The organism is Pseudomonas sp. CFBP 13727, from assembly GCF_014841915.1.
Lineage (GTDB): Bacteria > Pseudomonadota > Gammaproteobacteria > Pseudomonadales > Pseudomonadaceae > Aquipseudomonas > Aquipseudomonas baltica.
The window spans coordinates 134,103-159,767 of the sequence record NZ_JACYUT010000003.1; the positions used below are offsets into that span (position 1 = coordinate 134,103).

General features: G+C 64.7%; 26 protein-coding genes. 12 read left to right on the plus strand and 14 right to left on the minus strand.

Features of this window, described 5'->3' with window-relative positions:
• Position 1: 1 nt before the first annotated feature.
• From cysC to IFT76_RS11265, 6 genes are read right to left on the minus strand one after another with little or no spacing between them, the layout of a single operon-like run.
• Positions 2-586, minus strand: coding sequence for an adenylyl-sulfate kinase (cysC, locus tag IFT76_RS11240; RefSeq protein WP_244647941.1), 585 nt, complete (start codon positions 584-586; stop codon positions 2-4).
• Positions 579-1,733, minus strand: coding sequence for an aromatic ring-hydroxylating oxygenase subunit alpha (locus IFT76_RS11245; RefSeq protein ID WP_192058425.1), 1,155 nt, complete (start codon positions 1,731-1,733; stop codon positions 579-581). Before IFT76_RS11245 ends, cysC begins: the two co-directional genes overlap by 8 nt.
• Positions 1,726-2,829 (minus strand): mandelate racemase/muconate lactonizing enzyme family protein, encoded by a 1,104-nt coding sequence (locus IFT76_RS11250; protein ID WP_192054861.1) that lies wholly within the window; start codon positions 2,827-2,829, stop codon positions 1,726-1,728. Before IFT76_RS11250 ends, IFT76_RS11245 begins: the two co-directional genes overlap by 8 nt.
• Entirely contained in the window at positions 2,826-4,139 is a 1,314-nt protein-coding gene (locus tag IFT76_RS11255) for an NAD(P)-dependent oxidoreductase (RefSeq protein ID WP_192058427.1), read from the minus strand. Before IFT76_RS11255 ends, IFT76_RS11250 begins: the two co-directional genes overlap by 4 nt.
• A gap of 19 nt (positions 4,140-4,158) precedes the next feature.
• The gene (locus IFT76_RS11260; RefSeq protein WP_192058429.1) at positions 4,159-5,082 is read right to left on the minus strand and encodes an isopenicillin N synthase family dioxygenase; all 924 of its coding nucleotides are present in this window, start codon (positions 5,080-5,082) and stop codon (positions 4,159-4,161) included.
• A 14-nt stretch (positions 5,083-5,096) separates the two neighbouring features.
• Positions 5,097-5,774, minus strand: coding sequence for a class I SAM-dependent DNA methyltransferase (locus IFT76_RS11265; protein WP_192058430.1), 678 nt, complete (start codon positions 5,772-5,774; stop codon positions 5,097-5,099).
• A gap of 502 nt (positions 5,775-6,276) precedes the next feature.
• Here IFT76_RS11265 and IFT76_RS11270 point away from each other — a divergent pair.
• Positions 6,277-6,804 carry a glyoxalase superfamily protein gene (locus tag IFT76_RS11270; RefSeq protein WP_192058432.1) on the plus strand — a complete coding sequence of 176 codons (528 nt, stop codon included), beginning with the start codon at positions 6,277-6,279 and terminating at the stop codon, positions 6,802-6,804.
• Between the two features lie 346 nt (positions 6,805-7,150).
• Here IFT76_RS11270 and ppa read toward each other — a convergent pair whose 3' ends face one another.
• From ppa to exaC, 4 genes are all read right to left on the minus strand, one after another.
• Positions 7,151-7,678 (minus strand): inorganic diphosphatase, encoded by a 528-nt coding sequence (gene ppa, locus IFT76_RS11275; RefSeq protein ID WP_122475569.1) that lies wholly within the window; start codon positions 7,676-7,678, stop codon positions 7,151-7,153.
• Between the two features lie 268 nt (positions 7,679-7,946).
• On the minus strand, positions 7,947-8,738 hold the full coding sequence (locus IFT76_RS11280) for a M90 family metallopeptidase (protein ID WP_192058434.1): 792 nt from the start codon (positions 8,736-8,738) through the stop codon (positions 7,947-7,949).
• Positions 8,739-8,742: 4 nt separating this feature from the next.
• Positions 8,743-9,390 carry a DedA family protein gene (locus tag IFT76_RS11285; RefSeq protein ID WP_122475565.1) on the minus strand — a complete coding sequence of 216 codons (648 nt, stop codon included), beginning with the start codon at positions 9,388-9,390 and terminating at the stop codon, positions 8,743-8,745.
• Between the two features lie 183 nt (positions 9,391-9,573).
• Positions 9,574-11,094, minus strand: coding sequence for an acetaldehyde dehydrogenase ExaC (exaC, locus tag IFT76_RS11290; protein ID WP_122475563.1), 1,521 nt, complete (start codon positions 11,092-11,094; stop codon positions 9,574-9,576).
• 186 nt (positions 11,095-11,280) lie between these two features.
• Here exaC and mpl point away from each other — a divergent pair, with 186 nt between their 5' ends.
• Both mpl and ubiX read left to right on the plus strand, forming a co-directional pair.
• Positions 11,281-12,630 (plus strand): UDP-N-acetylmuramate:L-alanyl-gamma-D-glutamyl-meso-diaminopimelate ligase, encoded by a 1,350-nt coding sequence (gene mpl, locus IFT76_RS11295; RefSeq protein WP_192054848.1) that lies wholly within the window; start codon positions 11,281-11,283, stop codon positions 12,628-12,630.
• Complete coding sequence (ubiX, locus tag IFT76_RS11300) at positions 12,627-13,256, plus strand: flavin prenyltransferase UbiX (protein ID WP_122795472.1); 630 nt, start codon at positions 12,627-12,629, stop codon at positions 13,254-13,256. Before mpl ends, ubiX begins: the two co-directional genes overlap by 4 nt.
• A gap of 15 nt (positions 13,257-13,271) precedes the next feature.
• Here ubiX and IFT76_RS11305 read toward each other — a convergent pair whose 3' ends face one another.
• Together IFT76_RS11305 and IFT76_RS11310 are read right to left on the minus strand one after the other, a co-directional pair.
• Positions 13,272-13,913, minus strand: coding sequence for an oxidoreductase (locus tag IFT76_RS11305; protein ID WP_122475557.1), 642 nt, complete (start codon positions 13,911-13,913; stop codon positions 13,272-13,274).
• Positions 13,914-13,953: 40 nt separating this feature from the next.
• Positions 13,954-15,663 (minus strand): C13 family peptidase, encoded by a 1,710-nt coding sequence (locus IFT76_RS11310; RefSeq protein ID WP_192058436.1) that lies wholly within the window; start codon positions 15,661-15,663, stop codon positions 13,954-13,956.
• A gap of 203 nt (positions 15,664-15,866) precedes the next feature.
• On the opposite strand from IFT76_RS11310, the gene IFT76_RS11315 reads away from it, so the two are divergent.
• From IFT76_RS11315 to IFT76_RS11325, 3 genes are read left to right on the plus strand one after another with little or no spacing between them, the layout of a single operon-like run.
• The gene (locus IFT76_RS11315; protein ID WP_122475553.1) at positions 15,867-16,232 is read left to right on the plus strand and encodes a CidA/LrgA family protein; all 366 of its coding nucleotides are present in this window, start codon (positions 15,867-15,869) and stop codon (positions 16,230-16,232) included.
• A complete protein-coding gene (locus IFT76_RS11320; RefSeq protein WP_122475551.1) occupies positions 16,229-16,945 on the plus strand; it encodes an LrgB family protein in 717 nt (238 codons plus the stop codon). Before IFT76_RS11315 ends, IFT76_RS11320 begins: the two co-directional genes overlap by 4 nt.
• Before the next feature lie 11 nt (positions 16,946-16,956).
• Positions 16,957-17,547, plus strand: coding sequence for an LON peptidase substrate-binding domain-containing protein (locus IFT76_RS11325; RefSeq protein WP_192058438.1), 591 nt, complete (start codon positions 16,957-16,959; stop codon positions 17,545-17,547).
• Positions 17,548-17,595: 48 nt separating this feature from the next.
• On the opposite strand, the gene IFT76_RS11330 is transcribed toward IFT76_RS11325, so the two are convergent.
• Positions 17,596-18,915 carry a bifunctional DedA family/phosphatase PAP2 family protein gene (locus IFT76_RS11330; RefSeq protein WP_185795132.1) on the minus strand — a complete coding sequence of 440 codons (1,320 nt, stop codon included), beginning with the start codon at positions 18,913-18,915 and terminating at the stop codon, positions 17,596-17,598.
• A gap of 3 nt (positions 18,916-18,918) precedes the next feature.
• Complete coding sequence (locus IFT76_RS11335) at positions 18,919-19,590, minus strand: DNA-3-methyladenine glycosylase (RefSeq protein WP_122475545.1); 672 nt, start codon at positions 19,588-19,590, stop codon at positions 18,919-18,921.
• Positions 19,591-19,758: 168 nt separating this feature from the next.
• On the opposite strand from IFT76_RS11335, the gene IFT76_RS11340 reads away from it, so the two are divergent.
• Genes IFT76_RS11340 through rodA form a run of 6 tightly spaced genes read left to right on the plus strand, consistent with a single transcriptional unit; the run spans position 19,759 to position 25,651 of the window.
• Positions 19,759-21,030, plus strand: a complete 1,272-nt coding sequence (locus IFT76_RS11340; RefSeq protein ID WP_185795134.1) for a glutamate-5-semialdehyde dehydrogenase — start codon at positions 19,759-19,761, stop codon at positions 21,028-21,030.
• The gene (gene nadD, locus IFT76_RS11345) at positions 20,999-21,721 is read left to right on the plus strand and encodes a nicotinate-nucleotide adenylyltransferase (RefSeq protein WP_122475541.1); all 723 of its coding nucleotides are present in this window, start codon (positions 20,999-21,001) and stop codon (positions 21,719-21,721) included. The genes IFT76_RS11340 and nadD overlap by 32 nt, the downstream gene beginning before the upstream one ends.
• Before the next feature lie 17 nt (positions 21,722-21,738).
• Positions 21,739-22,128: a ribosome silencing factor gene (gene rsfS, locus IFT76_RS11350; protein ID WP_122475539.1), complete on the plus strand. Its 390-nt coding sequence runs from the start codon at positions 21,739-21,741 to the stop codon at positions 22,126-22,128.
• A 9-nt stretch (positions 22,129-22,137) separates the two neighbouring features.
• The gene (rlmH, locus tag IFT76_RS11355) at positions 22,138-22,605 is read left to right on the plus strand and encodes a 23S rRNA (pseudouridine(1915)-N(3))-methyltransferase RlmH (RefSeq protein ID WP_043192648.1); all 468 of its coding nucleotides are present in this window, start codon (positions 22,138-22,140) and stop codon (positions 22,603-22,605) included.
• Between the two features lie 15 nt (positions 22,606-22,620).
• Positions 22,621-24,516, plus strand: coding sequence for a penicillin-binding protein 2 (mrdA, locus tag IFT76_RS11360; protein ID WP_122795465.1), 1,896 nt, complete (start codon positions 22,621-22,623; stop codon positions 24,514-24,516).
• Between the two features lie 31 nt (positions 24,517-24,547).
• Positions 24,548-25,651, plus strand: coding sequence for a rod shape-determining protein RodA (gene rodA / locus IFT76_RS11365; RefSeq protein ID WP_163007397.1), 1,104 nt, complete (start codon positions 24,548-24,550; stop codon positions 25,649-25,651).
• The last annotated feature ends 14 nt before the right edge of the window (positions 25,652-25,665 follow it).

The following is a 25,665-nucleotide window of genomic DNA, read 5'->3' on the forward strand; positions in this document are numbered from 1 at the left end:
TTCAGTCTATGGCGGCGCGTTGCTGCAGGCAGTCGAGCAGGGCCTGCACCGAGCATGCGCAACTCATGCTGGCGGTGGCTAGCCTGAGGTGGGGCGCCGACGGCGCTTCGTAGGTGGCATCGATCCCGGTGAAACCGTTCAGCGCGCCGGCGCGCGCCTGCCGATACAGCCCCTTGGGATCGCGTGCCTCGGCGAGCGCCAGCGGTGTATCGACGAAGACCTCGACGAAGGCTTCGTCGCCGACGATCTGCCGCGCCAGGGCCCGGTGCGCAATACGCGGTGAAATCAGCGCAACCAGCACCAGGCTGCCGTCGGCACACAGCAGGCGTGCGACCTCGGCGGTGCGGCGCACGTGTTCCAGCCGGTCGTCGTCGCTCAGGCCCAGGTCCCGGCAGAGTCCGCGGCGCAGTTCGTCGCCATCGAGCACCAGGCAGTGATAGCCGAGGGCGGCAAGTGCCACCTGGGTAGCCTTGGCGATGGTGGTCTTGCCGGCAGCCGGCAGGCCCGTCAGCCACAAGACCGTGGGCCGGCTGCCCAGGCGCCGCCAGGTTGGCGGTCGGGAGATGTCGGAAGAAGGGCTATCCATCGCGTGCTCCATGGCCGGCGAGTGCTTCCAGCACCCGCTTCTGAATATCATGCACGGCATGTTCGCTGAAACCGCTGCGAGCCGTGTCCACCACCAACCGGCCACCGCTGTAGCCGTAGCTATGCAGACCTTTCTGGACACTTTCGCACAAGGGCAGGTCCTCTTCACGCACCACCGCCACGAAATCGATCACTGCCTGTTCCAGAGGGTCGGGGTGTGGGCTCTGGGTGAACCACTGCACACGCTGCTCACAGCGCTGCGCGCCCGTTGGCACGTGGTGCAACAGGTTCATGTAGCCGCCCGGATAGACCTCGATGCACAGGTTCGGCCAGACGTACCAGGCACCGAATTCGCCGCTGCGGGGTGCGTCAGGGTTGGTTGCGTAGCCTTGCCGTGCACCCTGATCGTTGCTCAGGTGGGCGTGGAAGCCCGGGTGGATGTCGATCCGGTAGCTGCTTAGATCCAGGGTCTGGTGCGACAGACTGGGGTGGCAGCCGGGACAGTGATAGCACTCCGAATAGTTTTCCACCGAGACCTTCCAGTTCGCCCGCAGCGCATAGGTATGGCTGTAGCTGTGGTGCAGCGACTCGGGCGCGGGCGCGAAACTGCGCAGTTGCGCTTCGAGCCCGGCGAGCTGGCTGGCCAGGGGTGGGGCGTGCGCGTCCAGATTGACGAAGACCAGGCCACACATCACTTCCAGGCGCACGCCGGCGAGGTGCGCGCGGGCGGGTTCGAAGCCTGCCACGTCACAACTGTGCCTCGCGCTCTGCAATCTGCCGGCGTGATCGTAGCGCCATGCATGGTAGGGGCAGGTGATCGCGCCACGCAGCTGTCCGCAGCCTTCGAGCAGGCGATGCGCACGGTGCTGGCAAACGTTGTGGAACGCCCTGAGCTGGCCGTCCTGGCCGTGCAGCACCAGCACGCTTTGCTCGCCGATCTCGCACACCAGATAGGCACCCTCCACGGCCAGCCTGGAGACATGACAGGCGTACTGCCAGGTGCGGTAGAAAATATGCTGCAGTTCCTGCCCGTAGTGATTCGGGTCGAAGTAGAAAGCGCCCGGCAGGTTGTGCGAGCGTCCTGCATCGGGGTGGAAGTCACCGCTGTCCAGGGGCATGGTTGCAGGCCTTGGCAATGAGTCATTCATGAATGGCCACCGCCTCGCCCAGTGCGTTCGGGCACAGGGTCAGCCCAAGCCCCGGCGTGTCGTCCAGGCGGGCGATGCCGCGGCTCACGTGGACGCCGCCCAGGGCCGTGACGATGCTGTGATGGCGGCAGGCATTCCAGCTGGCGCGCAGGTATTGATTGGGGGTGGCCAGGGCCAGGTGCATGGCCGCGGTGTCGGCGATCTGGCTGCCGCCGACGTCTTCGATGTTCAGCTGGATACCCTGCTGGATGCAGTAGTCGCGCAGCTGCCGAGCCTTGGTTAGCCCGCCGACACGGGCGATCTTCAGGCCGATGGCCTGGGCCGTATTCGCGGCGCTGGCGCGGTACAGGTCGCCAGCGCCGTGAATGCACTCGTCCAGGATCAGCGGCTGCCGCGTCAGGCTGCGGACATGCTGGCACTGTTCCAGGGTTTCGCAGGGCTGCTCGAAATGCACATCGCACTCCCTGACGGCGTTCATCACGGCCACCGCCTGTGCCGGCAGCCAGGCACGATTGGCGTCGAAGGTCAGCTGATCGCCGTTCATGCGCTCGGCGAGCAGGCTCTGGATTCGCGCCAGATCCGCCACCACGCCCGATCCGACCTTGCATGAATGGGTCCGATAGCCTTCGGCATGCGCCAGGTGCATGTCGGCGACCATTTGCCGGGGCGTGGCGGTGGGGATGCTGCTCTGCAGGGTCAGCTCGGCGTTCAGGCGCCCCCCCAGCAGGGCGTGTACCGGCAGGTTGCTGTGGCGCCCGAGAATGTCCCAGCAGGCCATGTCGATCGCTGTCTTGACGTAGGGGTGGCCAGGCAGTGCCTGGTCCATGACCTGGTTGATCGCATTCAGGTTGAGCGGGTTGCAGCCCAGCAGGTGAGGTGCCAGTTCGGCCAGCCCGGCACGCACGCCGAGGGCGAACGCCGGCAGGTACGAGGCGCCCCACGGGCAGCTTTCGCCGATTCCGAACAGCCCCTGGTCGGTTTCGATCACCACGATGGTGCTGTCCAGCGCGCTGTAGTGCAGGCGCCCGCCGGACAGCGCGTAGGGTTTGTCCAGCGGCAGGTCGACCTGGTAGATACGCAGGCGGGTGATCTTCATGATGCATGCCTCACGGGGTCGACGACGGTGGCGAGGTTCAGCTGATGCAGCATGGGCAGGTGCAGCGAGCCCATCAGTTCGGGGAGGTCACGCAGCAGCGCAAGGTTCGGCCTGTAGTGGTCGCGGTGATCATCCACCCAGCTGGCGCCGCAACTGCGGCTGACCACCTGCTCGAGCAGCGACGGCTCCAGGCCCATGGCGCGCCCCAGTTGCAATGCCTCCTGCCGGAGGTTGTGGTTGATCCAGGCCATGACCTCCAGCAGGCACTGGGCGTAGCGACCGCAGGCGGGATGGCTGAGCGGGTAGCGAAAGCGTTCCGGCAAGCTGGGCTTGCGCCGCCCGCGCGCGTCGATGACAAAGGTGCCGGGATGGCGATAGGTGCGGTCGGCGCCATAGGGGGAGGGCGCGGTGAAACCGTCGATCAGCAGGCGGCGCTGGTTTTCCGTTTCCATCAGCGCCACCACCTTGAGGTGGTTGGCATGGGCCGGATAACGTTTGCCGGCCTGGCGATAGCGCGTCTCGATCCAGCGACCCAGCCGCAGCTCGACATCGAGTTCGTCGGCCAGGGCCACGGTCAGGGCCATGTCCTTGACGGTGATCTCCAGGGTGCAGGAGTGGTCATAGCTGCCGTCGAGGAGCATCGGTGTGACCTGGTCGACGACGAAGCAATCGGCTCGCGAGTCCTTCGCCACGTTCCACAGCCAGCGCAGGTCCAGGCCCTGGTTCTGTGCCACCAGCAACAGCTCGCCCCACGCCAGCGTGGCGCCGTAGAACAACAGGTTGGTCAGTAGCTTGACCGACTGGCCGTGACCAATGGCGCCGACGTGAAGCGTGTGTTGGCCCATCGCGTCCAGCACCGGGCGCGCGATGTCGCACGCCGCTTGCTCGCCGCCGACATAGAAGCAGACGTTGTTGAAGTCCACGCCCATGTGCGAGAGGTTGCTGACCGGTGCTTCCAGGCTCATGACCCCGCGCTGCCCGGCCAGTCGGGCGATATCCAGCGTGTTGTGGTAGTCGGTGGTCGAGGTGTCAATCCATACCGCGCCACTGCCCAGAGCAGCCAGGGCGCCGCTGTGACCGAGCATCGTTTCGCGTACGTGCCTGGGCAGCGGCAGGCAGGTGATCAGCACGGCGGCGCCTTCGGCCGCAGCGGCGGGGGTCGCTGCCCAGTGCGCACCTTGGCTGCGTACCCAGCGCTCGCAACCGGGGTCATGGTCGTGGACGGTCACTGTGAAGCCGTTGTCGAGCAATGCGCGAACGAATGGGCGGCCCATGTTGCCTGCGCCGATAAAACCGATAGAGGGGGTCATCGAACCAATCCTTGTGTGTTCAAACCAGTTGGCGGGCCCTTCCAGCGCCCTGCTTGCGTACCCAGATCGAATCGAAGTTCTCCAGCATCACCTCGGCCGTGGAGAAGCTTGGCCCGCCGCCGATGGGTGCGATGATCGCGTCGATATCCGGGTAGATGAAAAACGCCAGTGACACCCGTGGGCTCGGCTGACGATGCAGGACCTGATGCGCGGTGCTGACCAGGCGCTCGTTGGTCCAGCGCTGCAGCATGTCGCCCAGATTGACCAGTACCGCGCCCTCCAGGCACGGCACGTCGACCCACTGGCCACGGCTGTAGATGCGCAGTGAAGGCTGCGGCAGGGGTTGCTGGATCAGCAGGGTGAGAAAGCCGTTGTCGGTATGTTTGCCGGCCGTTCCCGCCCCGGCTGGATAATATGAAGCGCGCTGGATCAGGGTTGGCTGACGGAAGTGCGCATCGAACGCCTGCGCTGGCAGCTGCAAGGCGCTGGTGATGGCTCGGCGCAGCTGGGGAAACACCTGTTCCATGACGTTGTCCTGCAGGGCGTAGGCGCAAGCGTTCAGACCAGGCGCGAGCTCGTCGTCGGGCAGCAGGCTCGGGCCGCTGAACGGCGCGCCACCGGGCCGGTCGATGCCCCAGTCCAGGTGCTGCTTGTTGTCCGGGCCTGCATCGGGATGCAGCGTTTCGCCATAGGCCCCGACGTAACCCCGTGCAGTGTGCGGGTAGCCGGGCTGGTGAGCATGGCCGAAGGGCTGCTTGACCGGCTCTGGCAGCGCGAAGAACGCCTCGGCGGCACTCAGGTAGCGCTCGATCAACGCGGCCGGAAGCCCGTGATCCACCAGATAGAAGAAGCCGTCGTCGGCGCACGCTGCGCTCAGTTGCGCAATTGCCCCAGGCTCACCTGCCGCCAGTTGCGCCAGGGAGATGACAGGAAGAACCGGCATGTCGTAGACCCCGTTCATGCGACGTACAAGGCCAGGTAGTGGGCGCGCGCATTTTGCAGGTAGCGGGCCGACATCCGGGCTTCGAGCACGACAAGTCCCTGCTCGCGCCCCAGGCTTTGCAACAAAGGCTCGAAGCCGGCGGTGTCGAAGTAAGTCTCGCGAACACTCAGCACCACCACGCCGCCAGACCGGGTCATGGCGACCAGGCCACGCAGTGCGGAGGCAGGCAGGTGCCCGGGAATGAAGGCGCCGCAGCAGACTACCGCGTCGAAGTGCCGAAGCAGGGCCGGTGGCAACGGCTGGGTCAGGTCTATCTGGCTGTGCAGATGCTGGTAGGCCCGGGAAGCCTGAGCCTGGTCGAGCATGGGCCGGGACAGGTCGCAGCCGCTGATCTGCCGATAGCCGCGCTCCTGCAGGGTGCGTCCGACCAGGCCGGTGCCGCAGCAGGCATCGAGCACGCGACTGTTGTGACCGAGGTTGCCTCGCTGAGCCACGGCATCGAGCAAGTCGACGACCATCGTCGGCCCGCAATAGGCTTCGGCCTCGACATCGGCGTCATAGTGACGAGCCCAGTGATCGTAATAGCGCTCCAGGTTGTGAATGCTCTGGTGCGACAGCGCAGCGGCGATCGAGCGGGTGCTCGAAGCCTCTGGCGGCAAGGCCGGGGGTAGGGCGGTCGTGGCTGTATTCATGGATAGCGCCTCGAAGGAAAACTGACGGTCGGTGTCGCTGTCCTAAGAGTTAGCAGCGCGCCAAGGCACGGTCAATCGAGGCGCAACAGGCTTGGTTTGAAAGGATATTTACACTCGGGTTCCCACGGTCCGCACTCACCGGCCTGTGCTCGAAGCCCTTGCCGATCGATAGCGACAAGCGCCCGATGAATGCGGGTGGGCAGGCGTGAAAATTCCTGTACAGGCGTTTTCCCGGGCCGGTTGTGCACGTCCTACCCACGATATTTTCGAGGGCCATGCCGACCTTTTAATCGTGTCTGGCAAACGGGATTTTCCAGCTGCGGGAGTGTCCCGTGGTGACCCCTTCGACGCTTTGCGCTAACATCGGCGGCGGCCCATGCTGCCCGCCGCTCGCTCCGCAAGGAAAGGTGAAAGCATTTTTGCATCCTCACGCCTTCATACCTCTCTTGATGGTCGAGGCCTGGCAACGCGAGCACCAGCATGCATCGACTCGGGAGCTGTCATGTTTTCAATCGAGCACGCCAAGCAGATGGCCAAGACGCTGCGCGTCGCGCTGCAGGCGCAGGGTCACGACGTATCGCATTCCACCGCTCTGGAAATGGTTGCCCGGCAGATGGGGCACAAGGACTGGAACACCGCTTCGGCCAGCCTGGCGCCGACTGCCTCAGTGGTGATCGGTTTCGACAAGGCTATCCCCATCCTGCGGATTTTCGACGAAGCCAAGGCGCGCGAGTTCTATCTGGACTTCCTGGGTTTCACGGTCGAGTTCGAGCACCGCTTCGAGGCCGACCTGCCGCTGTACCTGGGTGTCGAGCGGGGGAATCTGCAGCTGCATCTTTCCGAACACCACGGCGATTGCTCACCGGGCTCGACCGTGTTCGTGCCGATGCACGGTGTCGAAGCGTTGCGTGATGAGCTGCTGGCCAAGCGTTATGGCTACGGCCGTCCGCAGATCGTCGAGCAGGGCTGGGGGCGGCTGTTGGAGGTGTATGACCCCTTCGGTAACCGGATTCGATTCTGCGAGGGGTGATGAGGGCAGGGTCGGGGCGGCCGCGGTGGAGTCTTCGTGGCCGATGACCGCTTTCACAGGGAGCGTGTTTCCGCTGCTGTTCGGTAGGAGCGGTCCGTGGCCGCGAAACAGGCGCTGCGGACTTTTCTCGGGGCATTAAAAAGCCGGCTTATGGCCGGCTTCTCGTCGACGATCTTGCCTTACTTTTGGTAAGCCGCAACCGCCTGCAACTGATGACCAGCCTGGGCTGGTGAGGGCCAAAGAATACGCAGGGCCGCTCGCCTGTGCAAATCTCTTTTCGCCCGATACCTTTGCAGCGCCCATGAAAAACCCCGGCCATGGCCGGGGTTTTTCGTACAACGACGGCTCAGCCCTTGAACGCGGCGACCGACTTGGTGATTTCGGCGCGGGCGGCGTCTGCGTTGCCCCAGCCTTCGATCTTCACCCATTTGCCTTTTTCGAGATCCTTGTAGTTCTCGAAGAAGTGCTTGATCTGTTCCAGCAGCAGCGGCGGCAGATCGGTGTATTCCTTGACGTCGACATACAGCTGCGACAGCTTGTCGTGCGGTACGGCGATGACTTTGGCGTCGCCGCCGCCGTCGTCGGTCATGTGCAGGATGCCGACCGGACGGGCGCGGATGACCGCACCAGGCGTGACCGGGTAAGGCGTGACGACCAGCACGTCGAGGGGGTCGCCGTCGTCGGCCAGGGTGTTGGGGATGAAGCCGTAGTTGGCCGGGTAGAACATCGGCGTGGCCATGAAACGGTCGACGAACAGCGTGTCGCTGTCCTTGTCGATTTCGTATTTGATCGGCGCGTGGTTGGCCGGAATCTCGATGGCGACGTAGATGTCGTTCGGCAGGTCTTTGCCAGCCGGAATCTTGCTGTAGCTCATTGGGCGTTGCCCCCGTGGTTTGGGCCAGTCTGAAGGCCATGCAGGCCGAAAATGTGGGCGCGATTATAGGCACATTGCAGGGGCGCATGCCATATGCGCCGTGGGCCGCGTCACATCAGGCGGTGACCGCCGACGCGGCTTGCGCCGCTGCTACAGGGAATGGTTTTGCCATCAAGCACGGCGTTGGGGAATGGGATTGGATGTCGACGGCCGACGCGGCGTGGATGAACGCGGTCCCTGTAGCAGCGGCGCCAGCCGCGTCACGGCGTTACGCAGGTCGGGGGAGGGCCGAGAGCCGTTCGAGCGGATCCTGGCGGTAGAACAGGCGCAACTGCTCGTAGACCTGTGGGTAGGCCTGGTGCAGCAAATCCGGCGCGGTGAAGAAATACTCGCTGGTGACGGCGAAGAATTCCGCCGGGTTTTCCGCGGCATAGGGGTCGATGGCGGTTTGCGCATCAGGATTGGCATCGAGCTGGCGATCGAGGTCGTCGTAGGCGTCCTGCATGGTGCGGGCCCAGTCGCTCACGCGCATGTCGCCATGCAGTGGCGGCAGCCCATTGGCGTCGCCATTGAGCATGTCGAGCTTGTGCGCCAGTTCGTGGATGACCAGGTTGTAGCCGTCCCAGCCGCCGCTGGCTGCCACACCGGACCAGGCGAGAATCACCGGCCCCTGCTGCCAGGCCTCGCCACTGTGCTCGCCGTCCCATTGATGCTCCACGCCGCTGGGGTCGCGGTAGCGCTGCGGGCTGACGAAATCGTCGGCGTACAGGACGATCTCGTGGAAACCCTGGTACCAGTCTAGATCGCCCAGCTGCAGCAACGGCAGTTGCGCCTGTGCCGCCAGGTGCAGGCGCGCCCGGTCGTCGAGTTCGACGCCGGGCAGGCAGGTCAAGGTCTTGGCCTGCAGGAACAGCACGCAGGCCTCGCGCAAACGGAGGTCCTGCTGCGCATCGAGGCCGTCGAGGATCGGCAGGTCGGCACGCACCGCCTGCCACAGCGATTCATCGATACGGTGGCGGTCCAGGGTTCGCTGTCGCCGCCAGGCCTTGTACGACCACATGGGCTCAGCGCGTCGGTGCGGTGCGGGCCGTGCGGCTGCGCAGCAAGCCGACGATCATCGGCAGCAGCGAAATCAGAATGATCGCGACGATCAGCAGGGTCAGGTTCTGCTTGATGAACGGCATGTTGCCGAAGAAGTAACCCAGGGTCACCAGACCACCGACCCACAACACCGTGCCCAGCACACTGAAGCCCAGGAAGCGCGGGTAGTGCATCTTGCCAACGCCAGCCACGAACGGGGCGAAGGTGCGCAGGATCGGCAGGAACCGCGCCAGGGTTACCGTCTTGCCGCCGTGGCGGGCATAGAAGGCGTGAGTCTGGTCCAGGTAATCGCGGCGGAAGATCTTCGAGTCCGGGTTGCTGAACAGCTTGTCGCCCACGGTACGCCCGACGATGTAGTTGGTGCTGTCGCCAAGGATGGCGGCGGTCATCAACAGGCCAGCGAGCAGAAACGGGTCCATGCCGCCACCTGCCGCCACCGCGCCGGCGATGAACAGCAGCGAGTCGCCAGGCAGGAAAGGCATCACCACCAGGCCGGTTTCGCAGAAGATCACCAGGAACAGGATCGCGTAGACCCAGGTGCCGTACTGGGTCACCAGCATGTTGAGGTACACATCCAGGTGCAGGATGAGGTCGATGAAGCTGAATTCCATGGGAGGTACCTGTGCGGATCCGGTCGTGAAGAATCCGCGCAGTATACCGATGGGTGAGGCAGGTTTGTTGGGCAGGCTCGTCACGCCGGGCAAACCGACGAACGGTCGCGCGCCGGACGTGCGCAACATCCCGTGTTCGCAGCGGCAGGCGACGGACGCCGGAGCGTCCCTGCGCCCTTTGGGTCAGAAAAAGCCCAGTGGGTTGATGTCGTAGCTGACCAGCAGGTTCTTGGTCTGCTGGTAGTGGTCGAGCATCATCTTGTGCGTCTCGCGGCCCACACCGGATTTCTTGTAGCCACCGAACGCGGCGTGCGCCGGGTACAGGTGGTAGCAGTTGGTCCAGACACGCCCGGCCTTGATGCCGCGGCCCATGCGCCAGGCACGGTTGATGTCGCGGGTCCAGACGCCGGCGCCCAGGCCGAACTCGGTGTCATTGGCGATGGCCAGCGCTTCGGCTTCGTCCTTGAAGGTGGTGATGCTGACCACCGGGCCGAAGATTTCTTCCTGGAAGACACGCATCTTGTTGGTGCCCTTGAGCAGGGTCGGCTGGATGTAATAGCCGGTCGACAGGGCACCTTCGAGCTTCTGCACCTGGCCACCGGTCAGCAGCTCGGCGCCTTCGCTCTTGGCGATTTCCAGGTAGGACAGAATCTTGTCGAACTGTTGCTCCGACGCCTGGGCGCCGACCATGGTGTCGGTGTCCAGCGGGTCGCCGCGCTTGATCTGCTCGACTTTCTTCATGACTTCTTTCATGAAGGCCGGGTAGATGGATTCCTGCACCAGTGCGCGGGAAGGGCAGGTGCACACTTCGCCCTGGTTGAAAAAGGCCAGCACCAACCCTTCGGCGGCCTTTTCGATGAAGGTCTGCTCGGCCTGCATGATGTCTTCGAAAAAGATGTTCGGCGATTTGCCGCCCAGTTCCACGGTCGAGGGAATGATGTTCTCGGCGGCGCACTTCATGATGTGCGAGCCCACTGGCGTCGAACCGGTGAAGGCGATCTTGGCGATGCGCTTGCTGGTGGCCAGGGCCTCGCCCGCCTCCTTGCCGAATCCTTGGACCACGTTGAGTACGCCCGGCGGCAGCAGGTCACCGATCAGCTCCATCAGCACGGTGATGCCCAAGGGGGTCTGCTCGGCCGGCTTGAGCACCACGCAGTTGCCGGCGGCCAGGGCCGGGGCGAGCTTCCAGGCCGCCATCAGGATCGGGAAGTTCCACGGGATGATCTGCCCGACCACGCCCAGCGGTTCGTGGATATGGTAGGCCACGGTGTTGCCGTCGATCTCGGCAGCGCTGCCTTCCTGGGCACGCAGACAGCCGGCGAAGTAGCGGAAATGATCGGCCGCCAGCGGGATGTCGGCGTTCAGGGTTTCACGGATGGCCTTGCCGTTGTCCCAGGTTTCGGTGATGGCCAGGGTTTCCAGGTTTTGTTCGATACGGTCGGCGATCTTCAGCAGGACCAGCGAGCGGGCCTGCACCGAGGTCGCGCCCCAGGCATCGGCGGCGGCATGGGCGGCGTCCAGCGCCTTGTCTATATCCTTGGCGTTGGAGCGGGGGAATTCGGCGATGGGCTGGCCGTTCACCGGCGAGGTGGTGGTGAAGTAGTTGCCGTCCACCGGCGCGACGAATTCACCGCCGATATAGTTGCCGTATTTGGTCTTGAATTCGACCTTGGCGCCTTCGGTGCCCGGGTGTGCGTAACGCATGGGGTGTCTCCTGCTGTTGTGGTTCTGTGGAGGACGCGCCGTGGCGCCTGGTAAGCGTAGAACAAAGGCGAGCACGGCGCCTTGAAACACCTGTAAACAGCAGGCCGAAGAGGAGGGATCACCAATCAAAGGATGCGATTTTTCCTACCCTACGCTACCCTGCCTCGACGTTTTACGAGGCCAATCATGCACATTCACATTCTCGGTATCTGCGGCACCTTCATGGGCTCCCTGGCAGTGCTCGCCAAGGAACTGGGGCACCGTGTCACCGGTTCGGACGCCAATGTCTATCCGCCCATGAGTACCCAGCTGCAGGCTCAGGGCATCGAGCTGACCCAGGGTTACGACGCTGCCCAGCTGGAACCTGCGCCTGACCTGGTGGTGATCGGCAATGCCCTGTCGCGCGGCAACCCGGCGGTCGAGCATGTCCTGAACAAGGGCTTGCCCTATGTATCGGGGCCGCAGTGGCTGGCCGACCACGTGCTGCAGGGACGCTGGGTGCTGGCCGTGGCCGGTACCCACGGCAAGACCACCACCAGCAGCATGCTGGCCTGGGTGCTGGAGCATGCGGGCATGGCGCCCGGCTTCCTGATCGGCGGCGTGCCGCAGAATTTCGCGGTGTCGGCGCGCCTGGGGCAGACGCCGTTCTTCGTGGTCGAGGCAGACGAGTACGACAGTGCGTTCTTCGACAAGCGTTCCAAGTTCGTCCACTACCGTCCGCGCACGGCGATTCTCAACAACCTCGAATTCGATCATGCCGACATCTTCCCCGACCTGGCCGCCATCGAGCGCCAGTTCCACCACCTGATTCGAACCGTGCCCAGCGAGGGCCTGGTGATCCACCCCACCACCGAGCCGGCACTGGGCCGAGTGATCGAGATGGGTTGCTGGACACCGGTACAGACCACGGGGGAGAACGGCCAGTGGCAGGCAAACCTGCTCAGTGCGGATGGGTCGCGCTTCGAGGTTTCCTTCGAAGGTGTCGTGCAGGGCACCGTGGAGTGGCCGCTGACCGGCCAGCATAACGTGGCCAACGCCTTGGCAACGCTGGCTGCTGCCCGCCACGTGGGCGTGGTCGCGCCGTTGGGTATCGAGGCGCTGTGCGCGTTCAAGAGCGTCAAGCGGCGCATGGAGTGGGTGGCCGAAGTGCAGGGCGTTACCCTCTATGACGACTTTGCCCACCACCCCACGGCTATCGCCACTACCCTGGACGGCTTGCGCAAGCGCATTGGCGATGCAGCGTTGATCGCCGTGATCGAGCCGCGCTCCAACTCCATGAAGCTGGGCGCGCACCGCGACGGCCTGCCCGAGAGTGTCCGCGATGCCGATCAGGTCATCTGGTATGCGCCGCCCAACCTGGGCTGGGATCTGGCCGCCACGGCTGCCCAGTGCCCGGTTCCGGCCATCGTCGCCGATTCGCTGGAAGCCATCATCGAGCGGGTCAAGAGCCAGGCACGGCCAGGCACCCACGTGGTGATCATGAGCAACGGCGGTTTCGGCGGCCTGCATCTGAAACTGGCGGAGGCCCTCAAGTGAGCGGCCCGCAGCGGATCACCCTGGCCATGACCGGCGCGTCGGGCGCGCAGTACGGCTTGCGCCTGCTCGACTGCCTGGTGCGCGAAGACCGCGAGGTGCATTTCCTCATCTCCAAGGCCGCGCAACTGGTGCTGGCCACGGAAACGGACGTCAGCTTGCCGGCCAAGCCCCAGGCCATGCAGGCCTTTCTCAACGAGTACACCGGGGCGTCCGCCGGACAGATCCGCGTGTATGGCAAAGAAGACTGGATGTCGCCGGTGGCATCGGGCTCCGGCGCGCCCAGCGCCATGGTGGTGGTGCCGTGCTCGACCGGCACCCTGTCGGCCATCGCCAGCGGCGCCTGCAACAACCTCATCGAGCGCGCTGCCGATGTAACGCTCAAGGAACGTCGGCAGTTGATCCTGGTGCCGCGCGAGGCACCGTTCTCGACCATCCATCTGGAGAACATGCTCAAGCTGTCGCAGATGGGCGCGGTGATCCTGCCGGCAGCGCCGGGCTTCTATCACCAGCCGCAGACCATCGACGACCTGATCGACTTCGTCGTCGCACGGGTGCTCAACCTGCTGGATATTCCTCAGGACATGCTGCCGCGCTGGGGCGAGCACCACCACGGCAGCGACGACTGACGCGCCGGCTGCGGGCTATTTGCCCAGGCGCCGCAGCTCGTCCGATTCCACCACGCGCACGCCGTCCTGCTCTTCGAGCGCCAGGCGCCACAGGGCGCGCGCCAGTTGCAGCGCTTCGATGCCGTGGTACTTGCCCGGAATCAGCTTCGACAGAGGTCCGGCAATACGCTCGGCCAGGCGTGCTTCGACGCGGTCGCCGATCAGCACCGACGGCCGGGCGATGGTCAGTTGCGGCCAGCCCTGGGCACGCAGCGCCTGCTCGGTCTCACCCTTGACGCGGTTGTAGAACACCGAGGATTGCGGGTCGGCATCGATGGCGCTGATCAGCAGGAAGTGGCGTGCGCCCAGTTCGCGGGCGCGCTGGGCATAGGCGACGATGAGCTGGTGGTCGACTTCGCGAAACGCTTCTTGCGAACCGGCCTGCTTGATGGTCGTGCCCAGGCACGAGAAGGCGATGTCCACCGGGCCCTGCAGATCCGCCAGCAAGGCCAGCAGTGGCCCCACCGGGTTGTCCAGGTGCGCGTGCTCGGCCAGAGGGCGCCGGGTGGGAGCCAGGACCCGTTGCACGGTCGGCTCGGCGAGCAGGCGGTCGAGCAAATGCTCGCCGGTCAGGCCGGTGGCGCCGGCCAGAAGGATGTGCTGCGGCGTCAAGTACATGCAATGTCTCCCTTGATACAGGCAGCGTGAAGCAGATGCCCTATTGCTTGTTGTCAGGCGCGGCGGCGTCGAGCAGCGCCCGCTTGGCCTGTTGTTGGCGCAATCGCTGCCAATGCGCGAGGACCCCTTTGGGCGCCCAGATCTGCGGCTGCGAGGCTTCGTAATTATCGGCGATCTCCCGTTCGGCAACGTGCCGGCTGGCAAGTTCGAAAGCCTGCTGCAGGTCGTCCGTCTGGTTGAAGGCCTGGGCGAACAAGGCGTCGCCGAAATAGGTGAAGTCGGCTTCTTCGGAGCAGCCGAAAGACACCCGGTCGGCCCGCGAAGCGGTCATGACCAGGGTTTTCTCGTCCCTGAGCGCGGGGATGAATCCGCCCGAATAGCAAGCCGAGATGACCACCACCTTGTCGCGGCCCTTGAGCGGCGCCAGCACTGCGGCGAGTTCATCGGCCGGCAGGTCGCCCAACTGCAGGCGTGGCTGATCGAGCACCAGTTCATGTTCGCTGGTGCCGTGACTGGTCAGGTAGATGAACACCAGGTCTTCCGGGCCGCTGCGCGCGGCCAGCGTCTGCACGCTGCGGCTGAGGGTCTCGCGGCTGGCCATCAGCCGATCGGCCAGATGATCGCGGTGGTTGGCCAGGGTGATCTGTCCGACCGCGCCAAAACGACTGGCCAGCATGCCGGTGACGTAGTCGGCTTCGCGCATGAACACGCTTTGCTTGCCGTCGCCGGCCAGCGCCAGGCTGTAAAACTCGATCGCTGCAGTGGACTGCGGGATTGCCGCGAGCGCTTGTTCCAGCAGTTGCCCCTGATTGAGCAGCCCCAGTTCCAGCGGATCGGGCAACAGATGACCTTGTGCATCACGGATACGCTGGCCATTGAGCCAATAGCCGACCTGGCTGCTGCCGTCCTTCAGGGTCAGGCTGCCCTGGCCCTGGTAGGTGTCGTTCTCGAAGGTGCCGCTGTAGATGCTGCCGTCGGCCAGCGCCAGCCAGCCCTTGCCACTGAAGCGCCAATCGGCGAACTCGCCCTTGTAGTGGCTGCCGTCGCTGGCGAACATCTCGCCCTTGCCGCTGAGTACGCCTTCCTTGAACGTGCCGATCCACACATCGCCTGCGGCGTTTTCGTAGCGGCCGCGACCATGCAGCTGGTTGAGGTGGAAGTTGCCGATGTACTGATCGCCGTCGGCATTGCTGAACGTGCCGTGCCCTTCGAGCAGGCCATTGACGAAGGTGCCGCTGAACTGGTTGCCTGCGGCATCGCTGCGGGTGCCTTCGCCATTGGGCTTGCCGTGGGCGAACCAGCCCTGGTACTGGCTGCCGTCGTCGAGTTCGATGTGCCCGGCGCCCGAATACTGGTCTTCCTTGAACCCGCCGCGGTACGCCACGCCGGCTTCCTTGAAGGTCCCTTCGCCCTGGCGCCGACCCTTGACGAAGCCGCCGGTGTAGGTGGTGCCGCGAGCGATCAGGGTGCCTTGGCCATGGAACAGGCCATGATCGAAGCCGCCGGTGTAGACCTCGCCGTTGCGCCCATGCCACTGGCCCTGACCCTGCCACTGGCCGTCCTTGAACTGCCCGGCGTAGCCGCTGCCATTGGGATAGTCGACACGCCCCTGACCCTGCAATAGCCCATTGACCACCTCTCCGCGGTAGCGACCGCCATCGGGCAGTCGCGCGTCGGGCGGCGACAGTGGCTCGCCATCTCCGCAAGCGGCGATCAACAACGAAAGGGCGAGGGGGGCGAGAGGGCGCATGACGGGGTCCGGGCGATTGAGGCGCCGAGTATGCCGCAGATGCAAGGGTGCACAACAGATGCAGGGCGCTTTTAAGGCCAGAGCCGGATGACTGTCGGATGGGTGTACCGTTACCGGGTCCGATCATGGGGGTGCGCCATCTTGCATCACCCTGGGGCATGCCTTGGGGGCTTATAATGCCTGGCTTGCGAAGGAGACCTGCAATGTTGCTACGCGGTTTGACCTGGCTGGTCCTGTTCCAGCTGCTGGGCACTGCCCTCAATCATCTGTTGCTGCCCGTGTTGCCCGGTCCGATCATCGGCCTGGTGCTGCTGCTCATCTACCTCATGGTACGTGGCGAGGTCGGCGAGCCCTTGGGCCTGGCGGCCAACAGCCTGCTGCGCTACCTGCCGCTGCTGCTGGTGCCACCTGCGGTGGGCGTGATGGTCTATGCCCAGCAGATCGCCGATGACTTCTGGGCCATCGTCGGCTCGCTGGTGATTTCCGTCACGGTCTCTACCGTGTTCGTCGGTTGGTTGATGCAGCGGTTGATTCGCAGGCGTCGGCATGATCACCCGGTGCAACCATGATGCTGGACTGGCAAGGCACCCTGCAGGCGGTCATCCACCATCCGCTGTTCGGCATCGGCATCACCCTGGGCGCCTACCAGTTGGTGCTCGCCGGCTACGAAAAAACCCGCTGGATCTTTCTGCAACCGGTGCTGCTGTCCATGTTGCTGCTGGTTGCGGTGCTGGTAGGCTGCGGGATCAGCTATGCCGAGTACCGCAAGAGCACCGAGATTCTCGGCATCCTGCTCGGCCCGGCGACCGTGGCCCTGGCGGTGCCACTGTTTCTCAACCTGCGGCGCATTCGCCAACTGCTTTGGCCTACCCTGATCACCTTGGGCCTGGGCGGGCTGTTCGCGACCGTGCTGTGCCTGTTGCTGGGTTGGGGTTTGGGCGCAGACCACATGATTCTGATGACCATGGCGCCCAAGTCGGTCACCTCGCCGATCGCCATGCTGGTGGCGGAGCAGATCGGCGGCGTCGCGGCGCTGGCGGCCGTGTTCGTGCTGATCACCGGCGTCATCGGCGGAATCTTCGGCCCCGGCCTGCTGTCTTTGCTGGGCATCGACCACCCGGCGGCGCGGGGCATGGCATTGGGCCTCAACGCGCATGCCGTGGGTACATCGCTGGCGTTGCAGGAAAGTGAGGAAACCGGTGCCTTCGCGGCGCTGGCCATGAGTCTGATGGGGGTGGGTACCGCCGTTTTCCTGCCACTGGCCATCAGCGTATTCGCGTGAGGACACAAGCCATGACATTGCCACTCTTTCCCCTCAATACCGTGCTGTTCCCCGGTTGCGTGCTGGATCTGCAGATTTTCGAAGCCCGCTACCTGGACATGATCGGTCGCTGCATGAAGCAGGGCGCCGGCTTTGGCGTGGTCGGCATCATGGCAGGACGCGAAGTGGGCCAGGCACCCAGCGAACACGCCGCAGTCGGCTGCGAAGCGCTGATCACCGATTTCCAGCAGCAAGACAACGGTCTGTTGGGTATCCGCGTGCAGGGCGCTCGGCGTTTCCGTGTCGAGGCCACCCATGTGCAACGCGATCAATTGCTGACAGCAGACGTGCAGTGGCTGGAAGATCAGGCCGAGCAGCCGCTGGCCGATACCCACGCCGACCTGCAGGCACTGTTGCTGGCCTTGGCCGAGCACCCGATGGTGGCGGCGCTGGGCATGACCGCCGGCGCTCAGGGCCAGCAGTCGCTGGGCAACCAGTTGGCCTATCTGCTGCCGTTCACCGAGCAGGAGAAAGAACAGCTGCTCGCCGAAAGCGACCCAGGCCTGCGCCTGGTGGCGATCCAGGCCCTGCTCGACAGCCTGCAGGGCGACGCCCTGGTCTGAGACGAACAGGCCTGGGACGAACAGGCCCAGCGCGCCGGGTGCGCCTGGTTACATGTAGCGATACCCTTCGAGTGCCGACGGCAGCCCGTGCACCGCAAAAAAGCCCAGCAGCAACGCGCACGCCGGTACCACCAGCCACCAGACACGCAACGGCATCGCCGGCAGCGGCTGGCGATATTCCACGGCCGCCAGGCACGAAGCGCAGACGAAGCAGGCCAGCATGCTGCCGGCAATGATGTCGGTCGGCCAATGCGCGCCCAGGTACACCCGCGACAACGCAATCGACAGCGCCGGAATGCTTGCCAGGATGACCCACACCAGGCGCATGCGCGGTGTCTGCCGACGCCCGGCGAGTATGGCCAGGCTCAGAAAGAAGGCAAAGGCTGCCGAGCTATGCCCGCTGGGCATGCTGAACGTGGTCAGCGGTTCGAGCAGCACGTCGGGCCGCTGCCGGGCGACCAGGTGTTTCAACGAGCCGTTGAGCAGCGCCGTGATCAGCATGGTCGCGCAGGCGAACAGCGCCTGACGCCATTGCCGGGTGATCAGCAGCAGCGCGGTGAGCAGTCCGGCCACCATGAACTGGGTGCGGAAATCACCGATGCGCGTGACCAGCACCACGAAGGTTTCCGCCGCCTCACTGCGATGCTCCTGGACCAGCGCCTTGAGGCCGTTGTCCAGCGCGCTCAGGTGCGGGAAGCCGAAGAACAGGGCAATCAGCATGATCAGCGAGGCGAGGGCAATGAGCAGCGTGCCGCGTCTGCGATCGCGCCAGGTGGCATGCAGGCTCAGGCCCATCAGCAGGGCGATGCAGGCCGCAACGATACCGGCCTGTGGCCAGAAGTCCTCGGGCAGCGGCAGGCGGAAAGCGGCGCCCGTCGCCCAGCCCGGCAGCAGATAGGCCACCGACCAACCGGCGGCCGCCACCAGGCTGACCAGGATGAAGCGCGGCAACGGCATTTCCAGCATGCCGGCGACCATGGGCAGCATCGGCCGCAGCGGGCCGATGAAGCGCCCGATCAGAAGGCTCGCCACGCCATAGCGATGGAAGTAGCCTTCTGCGGTTTCCAGCCATTGCGGGTGCGTGCGCAGCAGCGGCAGGCCACGGATGCTCTGTTGAAACCGTCGACCCAGGGCGTACGAGATGGCGTCGCCGAGAAGGCCGCCGGCATAGCCCAGCATCAGTGTCTCACTGAGCGACAACGCACCGTTGCCGGCCAGTACGGCCACAGCGAACAACACCACGGTGCCGGGTACGACGATGCCGGCGATCGCCAGGCATTCGATGCAGGCGATGGCGAAGATTGCCACCCCCAGCCACTGTGGATGCAGCGTCAGCCAGCCTGTCAGACTGTCCAGCCATTCGCCCATGAGTCAGGTTCCTTGAAAGATCGAGAAGTAATCGCGGCCGTCTGTCTGGCCGCGACGCAGGGGGTTGCGTGTGCAGAAACGGGCGTAGCCGGCATCCACGAAGCGGTACGGCAAGTGTTCGTCGCGACCCAGGGGAATACCCAGGCGGGTGGTCTGCAGGATGTGCGGGACATCGGCACCGACGTCGTCGACGAACAGTTGTTCAGTGTCGAAGCGCTGGGCGTCCCACACCGGTACCTTCAGCCCCAGGGCCTTGCACAGCAGGGTCTGCCCGGCGCACAGGCGCTGGGCCGGGCGCGGCAGGCCGCTGGCGTCGGGGTTGTTGAGCTGCATCCGGGCGAAGGCATCGTCGCCGGTGTGCGCGTCGAGCCAGGGGTAGGCGGACTTGATCAGTACCGCATTGCCCGGACCTTGCGCGCTGAAGTTCAGCGAGTCGCCGCCACGGGCGTAGTACATATAGATGTGCCCGCCTTCGAGGAACAGCGCGCGGCGTTTGTGGGTATAACCCAGCGATGCATGGCTGCCGCGATCCGTGACGTAATACGCCTCGGTTTCGATGATGCGCGCCGACAACCAGTACGGACCCTGACGGTGGCGGATCACCTTGCCCAGCAATGCACGGGCGAGGGATTGCGCGTCGGTGTCGAAAAAGGCATCGGGCAACGGGTTGAACATAACGGGGTCCATTCGGTGTCGCGGTGGATGATAGCAATTGCACATCGGTGAGGCCCGCGGACATATGTTTAAAGAGGTGTTTTCGACCATCCGCCCGTCACCGCTGTTAGTGGGCGTACGTGACAGCTATAATCAGCCGCTTTCCTCTTTGCCAAGACCACAGAGACCATGACCGAGTCCGTTCTTGACTACATGACCCGCCTGGGTCGCGCTGCCCGTGAAGCCTCGCGGGTCATTGGCCGTGCCAGCACCGCGCAGAAGAATCGCGCCCTGCAGGCGGCGGCCAGTGCCTTGGACAGCGCCCGTGCCGAACTGGTTGCCGCCAACGAGCAGGATTTGGCAGCCGGTCGCGCCAATGGCCTGGACGCGGCCATGCTCGAGCGCCTGGCGCTGACCCCTGCGCGCATCGACGGCATGATCGTCGGCCTGCGCCAGGTGGCCAGCCTGCCGGATCCGGTCGGGGCGATCCGCGACATGAGCTACCGGCCCTCGGGCATCCAGGTCGGCAAGATGCGCGTGCCGCTGGGTGTGGTCGGCATCATCTACGAGTCGCGGCCCAACGTGACCATCGACGCGGCCAGCCTGTGCCTGAAGTCGGGTAACGCCACCATTTTGCGTGGCGGCTCCGAGGCCATCCACTCCAATCGTGCCATCGCCACCTGCATCCAGCGCGGCCTCGCCGAAGCCGGCTTGCCCGCCGCCGTGGTACAGGTCGTGGACACCACCGACCGCGCCGCGGTCGGCGCGCTGATCAGCATGCCCGAGTACGTCGATATCATCGTGCCAAGGGGCGGGCGAGGGCTGATCGAGCGCGTCAGTCGTGATGCCAAGGTGCCGGTGATCAAGCACCTGGACGGCATCTGCCACGTGTTCGTCGACGCTGGCGCCGACCTGGCCAAGGCGCAACGCATCGCTTTCAACGCCAAGACCTATCGTTACGGCATCTGCGGCGCCATGGAAACGCTGCTGGTCGACCAGTCGGTGGCGGCGAGTTTCCTGCCGCCGATGGCGGCGCAGTTCCGCGAGAAAGGCGTCGAGCTGCGCGGTTGCCCGCGCACCCGCGACCTGATCGAAGCCGTACCGGCCAGCGAAGAAGACTGGAACACCGAGTACCTGGCCGCCATCCTGTCCATTCGGGTGGTCGACGGCCTGGACGAGGCCATCGAACACATCAACCAGCATGGCTCCCATCACACCGATGCGATCGTCACCGAGCAGCAGGGCCATGCCCGTCGCTTCGTTGCCGAAGTCGACTCCGCGTCCGTGATGGTCAACGCGCCGACCTGTTTCGCCGATGGTTTCGAATATGGCCTGGGTGCCGAGATCGGCATTTCCACCGACAAGATCCACGCCCGCGGCCCGGTGGGCCTCGAAGGCCTGACCTGCGAGAAGTACGTGGTGATCGGCGATGGCCAGTTGCGCGGCCAGGAGCCGGTCTGAGTTGACCGCACCGAACCGGCCCGGTCCCTACGCTGTACAATCGCGCACTGCACGTCGAATCGGCGTGCTGGGCGGTACCTTCGACCCGGTGCACATCGGTCATCTACGCGGCGCCGTGGAAGTGGTCGAGGCCCTGGGCCTGGACGATCTGCGATTGGTGCCCAGCGCCCGGCCGCCGCATCGCGACCAGCCGCAGGTATCGGCCGAGCAGCGTCTGGCCATGGTGCGGGCCGCAGTAGAGGGGCTGGCGCCCCTGACCGTGGATGACCGTGAACTGGCGCGCGACAAACCGTCGTACACCCTCGACACGCTGGTGTCGATGCGTGCCGAGCTCGACCCGCAGGACCAGTTGCTCCTGCTGCTGGGGTGGGATGCCTTTTGTGGCTTGCCCTCCTGGTACCGCTGGGAAGAACTGCTGCAACACTGCCACATCGTCGTGTTGCAGCGACCTGATGCGGACACCGAGCTGCCGGATGCCCTGCGCAACCTGGTGGCGGCGCGTTCCATCAGCGACCCGCAAGCCCTCAAGGGAGCCTGCGGACAGATTACTTTCGTCTGGCAGGCACCGCTCGCGGTGTCGGCCACCCAGATCCGTCAACTGCTGGCCAGCGGCAAGTCGGTACGTTTCCTGGTGCCCGACGCAGTATTGGCCTACATCGAGGCGCACGGGCTGTACCGTGCGTCCAATTGAACTGAACGAGTTTTTTTATGAGCAATAAGCAAGCAATCCCCGCTGAAGAAATCGTCGAGCTGACCCAGCTCGCCCTCGAAGACGTCAAGGCTCAGGACATCCTGGTCATCGACGTGCGTGACAAGAACAGCATCACCGACTTCATGGTGATCGCCACCGGTACCTCCAACCGCCAGATCAGCGCCATGCGCGAAAAGGTGCGCGAGCTGGTCAAGGCCAAGGGCGTCAAGCCACTGGGCGAAGAAGGCGCGGGCGACAGCGACTGGGTGCTGCTGGACCTGGACACCGTCGTGGTGCACATGATGACCGCTGCCGCGCGCCAGTTCTACGACCTAGAACGCCTGTGGCAGGGTGCCGAGCAGAGCCGTGCCGCCAGCGCCGCGCATCACACCCCTGGCAACGAATAAGCCTGGGCCATGCGTCTGCGTCTGATCGCGGTGGGTTCGCGCATGCCCAAGTGGGTGGAAGAAGGCTGGCATGAATATGCCAAGCGTCTGCCCGCCGAGCTGGCACTGGACCTGGTCGAAATCCCGCTCAATACCCGCGGCAAGAATGCCGACGTGGCCCGCTTTATCCGCCAGGAAGGCGAAGCGATGCTGGCCAAGGTCGGTCCGGGGGAGCGCATCGTTACCCTGGAAGTGCACGGCAAGCCCTGGAGCACCGAGCAGTTGGCGGTGGAACTGGATCGCTGGCGCCTGGACTCGCGCACGGTGAACTTCATGGTCGGTGGCCCCGAGGGGCTGGCGCCGGAAGTCTGCGCCCGTGCCGAGCAGCGCTGGTCGCTGTCGCCGCTGACCTTGCCTCACCCGCTGGTACGGATACTTATCGGTGAACAGCTGTATCGCGCCTGGACCGTGCTGTCCGGGCACCCTTATCACAAATAGGCCGTAAACCAGCCGATGTCCCAGCCGATTCGCCTCAAGGACCATGAGAAAGACGCGCGCACCGTGCGCAGCCGCGTCGTGGTCGGTGCAGCGGCCATCCTGGTTCTCATCTGCGTGCTGATCGCGCGCCTGTATTTCCTGCAGGTGATCCAGTACGAATATCACTCCACGCTTTCGGAGAACAATCGGGTGCATGTGCAGCCGATACCCCCCACCCGTGGGCTGATCTTCGACCGCAACGGCGTGGTCGTGGCCGACAACCGCCCCAGCTTCAGCCTGAGCATGACCCGCGAACGCTCCGGTGACTGGCGTCAGGTGCTCGATACCATCGTCGAAGTGCTGGAGCTCAGCGACGAAGACCGGCAACTGTTCGAACGTCGCATGAAGCAGGGACGTCGACCGTTCGAGCCGGTACCGATCCTGTTCGAGCTCAACGAAGAGCAGATCGCCCGGGTCGCGGTGAACCAGTTTCGCCTGCCGGGTGTGGAGGTGGTCGCGCAGTTGGTACGGCACTACCCGCAGGGGGCGCATTTCGCGCACTCGGTGGGCTATGTCGGACGCATCAACGAGAAGGAACTCAAGACCCTGGATCCGGTGGACTACAGCGGCACGCACCATATCGGCAAGACCGGCATCGAGCGCTTCTACGAGCCGGAACTGCACGGCACGGTGGGCTACGAGGAAGTCGAGACCAACGCTCGCGGTCGTGTGCTGCGGGTGCTCAAGCGCACCGATCCGAAACCGGGCAAGGACATCGTCCTGAGCCTGGACATCAAGTTGCAGGAAGCCGCCGAAGAGGCGCTGGGCGGCCGTCGCGGCGCGATCGTGGCGATGGACCCGCGCACCGGGGAGGTGCTGGCAATGGTCAGCCAGCCCAGCTTCGATCCCAACCTGTTCGTCACCGGCATCGGTTTCCAGGCCTATGCCGACCTGCGCGATTCCATCGATCGACCGCTGTTCAACCGTGTGTTGCGCGGCCTGTATCCGCCCGGTTCGACGATCAAGCCTGCGGTGGCGATCGCCGGGCTGGACTCAGGCGTGATCAACGCCGGGTCGCGGGTGTTCGACCCAGGCTTCTATCAACTGCCCAACTACGACCATAAATACCGCAACTGGAACCGCACAGGCGATGGCTGGGTAGACCTGGACACCGCCATCATGCGTTCCAACGACACCTATTTCTATGACCTGGCGCACAAGCTGGGCATCGACAAGCTGGACAACTACATGGGCCAGTTCGGCATCGGCCAGAAGGTCTCGCTGGACATGTTCGAAGAGTCGCCGGGCCTGATGCCCTCGCGCGAATGGAAACGCAAGACCCGCCGGCAAGCCTGGTTCCCCGGCGAAACGCTCATTCTGGGCATTGGCCAGGGCTACATGCAGGCCACGCCGCTGCAACTGGCCCAGGCCACCGCCCTGGTCGCCAACAAGGGCAAGTGGAACCGCCCGCGGCTGGCGCGCACCATCGAAGGCGTGCCGCCGGTGGACGAGAACCCGGTGCCCGACATTGTGCTGCGCAATCCGTCCGACTGGGCCAAGGTCACCCACGGCATGGAGCAGGTCATGCAGGGTGCCCGCGGTACCGCGCGCAAGGCTGCCATCGGTGCCAAGTACCGAATCGCCGGCAAGTCCGGTACGGCCCAGGTCGTCGCCATTCGCCAAGGCGAGAAGTACGACCGCAGCAAGGTCCAGGAGCGCCATCGCGACCATGCCTTGTTCGTCGGCTTCGCGCCTGCGGACAACCCGCGCATCGTGGTCTCGGTCATGGTCGAGAACGGCGAGTCCGGCTCGGGCGTGGCGGCGCCGGTGGTGCGCCAGATCATGGACGCCTGGCTGCTCGGCCCCGACGGCCAGTTGAAACCCGAATACGCCAGCGCCACGGGCGCGGAGATCACCGCCCTTGAAGAGTAATTTCGACCGCATCCTCTCCAGTGAGGATGTGATGCGCCGCCGCGCAACATTTTTGCAGCGCATTCACATCGACGGCCCGTTGCTGATCCTGCTGCTGACCCTGGCGGCGGGCAGCCTGTTCGTCCTCTATTCGGCCAGCGGCAAGAACTGGGACCTGCTGATCAAGCAGGCCACGTCCTTCGGCCTGGGCCTGGTGTCGATGTTCGTCATCGCCCAGCTCGAACCGCGTTTCATGGCGCGCTGGGTGCCCCTGGCCTACGTGACCGGGGTGATACTGCTGGTGGTAGTGGACGTCATGGGCCACAACGCCATGGGCGCCACGCGCTGGATCAACATCCCCGGGGTCATCCGCTTCCAGCCCTCGGAGTTCATGAAGATCATCATGCCGGCGACCATCGCCTGGTACCTGGCCAAGCGGACCCTGCCGCCGACCCTCAAGCACGTGGTGGTGAGCCTGGCCCTGATCGGCATTCCCTTTGCGCTGATCGTGCGCCAGCCAGACCTCGGCACGTCACTGCTGATCCTGGCTTCCGGCTCCTTCGTGCTGTTCATGGCCGGGTTGCGCTGGCGCTGGATCGCCAGCGTGCTGGCGGCGGCGGTACCGGTGGCGGTCGGCATGTGGTTCTTCATCATGCACGACTACCAGAAGCAGCGGATCCTGACCTTTCTCGACCCGGAGAGCGATCCGCTGGGTACCGGCTGGAACATCATCCAGTCCAAGGCGGCGATCGGTTCGGGTGGCGTGTTCGGCAAGGGCTGGCTGCTGGGCACCCAGTCGCACCTGGACTTCCTCCCCGAAAGCCACACCGACTTCATCATCGCGGTGCTCGGCGAGGAGTTCGGCCTGGTCGGTATCTGCGCGCTGCTGTTGATCTATCTGCTGCTGATCGGCCGTGGGCTGGTGATCACCGCGCAGGCCCAGACCCTGTACGGAAAGTTGCTCGCCGGCAGCTTGACCATGACTTTTTTTGTTTACGTTTTCGTCAATATCGGTATGGTCAGTGGCCTGCTGCCGGTGGTGGGGGTGCCGTTGCCTTTCATTAGCTACGGCGGAACTTCGCTGGTGACCCTGCTGTCAGCGTTTGGCGTTTTGATGTCGATCCACACCCATCGCAAGTGGATCGCACAGGTTTGAATAAGGTGAGCAAT

Excerpts from the sequence above, each read along its gene's own strand:
- cysC (WP_244647941.1), bottom strand. The coding sequence starts at position 586 with ATGGATAGCCCTTCTTCCGACATCTCCCGACCGCCAACCTGGCGGCGC.
- IFT76_RS11245 (WP_192058425.1), bottom strand. The coding sequence starts at position 1,733 with ATGAATGACTCATTGCCAAGGCCTGCAACCATGCCCCTGGACAGCGGT.
- IFT76_RS11250 (WP_192054861.1), bottom strand. The coding sequence starts at position 2,829 with ATGAAGATCACCCGCCTGCGTATCTACCAGGTCGACCTGCCGCTGGAC.
- IFT76_RS11255 (WP_192058427.1), bottom strand. The coding sequence starts at position 4,139 with ATGACCCCCTCTATCGGTTTTATCGGCGCAGGCAACATGGGCCGCCCA.
- IFT76_RS11260 (WP_192058429.1), bottom strand. The coding sequence starts at position 5,082 with ATGCCGGTTCTTCCTGTCATCTCCCTGGCGCAACTGGCGGCAGGTGAG.
- IFT76_RS11265 (WP_192058430.1), bottom strand. The coding sequence starts at position 5,774 with ATGAATACAGCCACGACCGCCCTACCCCCGGCCTTGCCGCCAGAGGCT.
- IFT76_RS11270 (WP_192058432.1), top strand. The coding sequence starts at position 6,277 with ATGTTTTCAATCGAGCACGCCAAGCAGATGGCCAAGACGCTGCGCGTC.
- ppa (WP_122475569.1), bottom strand. The coding sequence starts at position 7,678 with ATGAGCTACAGCAAGATTCCGGCTGGCAAAGACCTGCCGAACGACATC.
- IFT76_RS11280 (WP_192058434.1), bottom strand. The coding sequence starts at position 8,738 with ATGTGGTCGTACAAGGCCTGGCGGCGACAGCGAACCCTGGACCGCCAC.
- IFT76_RS11285 (WP_122475565.1), bottom strand. The coding sequence starts at position 9,390 with ATGGAATTCAGCTTCATCGACCTCATCCTGCACCTGGATGTGTACCTC.
- exaC (WP_122475563.1), bottom strand. The coding sequence starts at position 11,094 with ATGCGTTACGCACACCCGGGCACCGAAGGCGCCAAGGTCGAATTCAAG.
- mpl (WP_192054848.1), top strand. The coding sequence starts at position 11,281 with ATGCACATTCACATTCTCGGTATCTGCGGCACCTTCATGGGCTCCCTG.
- IFT76_RS11305 (WP_122475557.1), bottom strand. The coding sequence starts at position 13,913 with ATGTACTTGACGCCGCAGCACATCCTTCTGGCCGGCGCCACCGGCCTG.
- IFT76_RS11310 (WP_192058436.1), bottom strand. The coding sequence starts at position 15,663 with ATGCGCCCTCTCGCCCCCCTCGCCCTTTCGTTGTTGATCGCCGCTTGC.
- IFT76_RS11315 (WP_122475553.1), top strand. The coding sequence starts at position 15,867 with ATGTTGCTACGCGGTTTGACCTGGCTGGTCCTGTTCCAGCTGCTGGGC.
- IFT76_RS11320 (WP_122475551.1), top strand. The coding sequence starts at position 16,229 with ATGATGCTGGACTGGCAAGGCACCCTGCAGGCGGTCATCCACCATCCG.
- IFT76_RS11325 (WP_192058438.1), top strand. The coding sequence starts at position 16,957 with ATGACATTGCCACTCTTTCCCCTCAATACCGTGCTGTTCCCCGGTTGC.
- IFT76_RS11330 (WP_185795132.1), bottom strand. The coding sequence starts at position 18,915 with ATGGGCGAATGGCTGGACAGTCTGACAGGCTGGCTGACGCTGCATCCA.
- IFT76_RS11335 (WP_122475545.1), bottom strand. The coding sequence starts at position 19,590 with ATGTTCAACCCGTTGCCCGATGCCTTTTTCGACACCGACGCGCAATCC.
- IFT76_RS11340 (WP_185795134.1), top strand. The coding sequence starts at position 19,759 with ATGACCGAGTCCGTTCTTGACTACATGACCCGCCTGGGTCGCGCTGCC.
- nadD (WP_122475541.1), top strand. The coding sequence starts at position 20,999 with ATGGCCAGTTGCGCGGCCAGGAGCCGGTCTGAGTTGACCGCACCGAAC.
- rsfS (WP_122475539.1), top strand. The coding sequence starts at position 21,739 with ATGAGCAATAAGCAAGCAATCCCCGCTGAAGAAATCGTCGAGCTGACC.
- rlmH (WP_043192648.1), top strand. The coding sequence starts at position 22,138 with ATGCGTCTGCGTCTGATCGCGGTGGGTTCGCGCATGCCCAAGTGGGTG.
- mrdA (WP_122795465.1), top strand. The coding sequence starts at position 22,621 with ATGTCCCAGCCGATTCGCCTCAAGGACCATGAGAAAGACGCGCGCACC.
- rodA (WP_163007397.1), top strand. The coding sequence starts at position 24,548 with ATGCGCCGCCGCGCAACATTTTTGCAGCGCATTCACATCGACGGCCCG.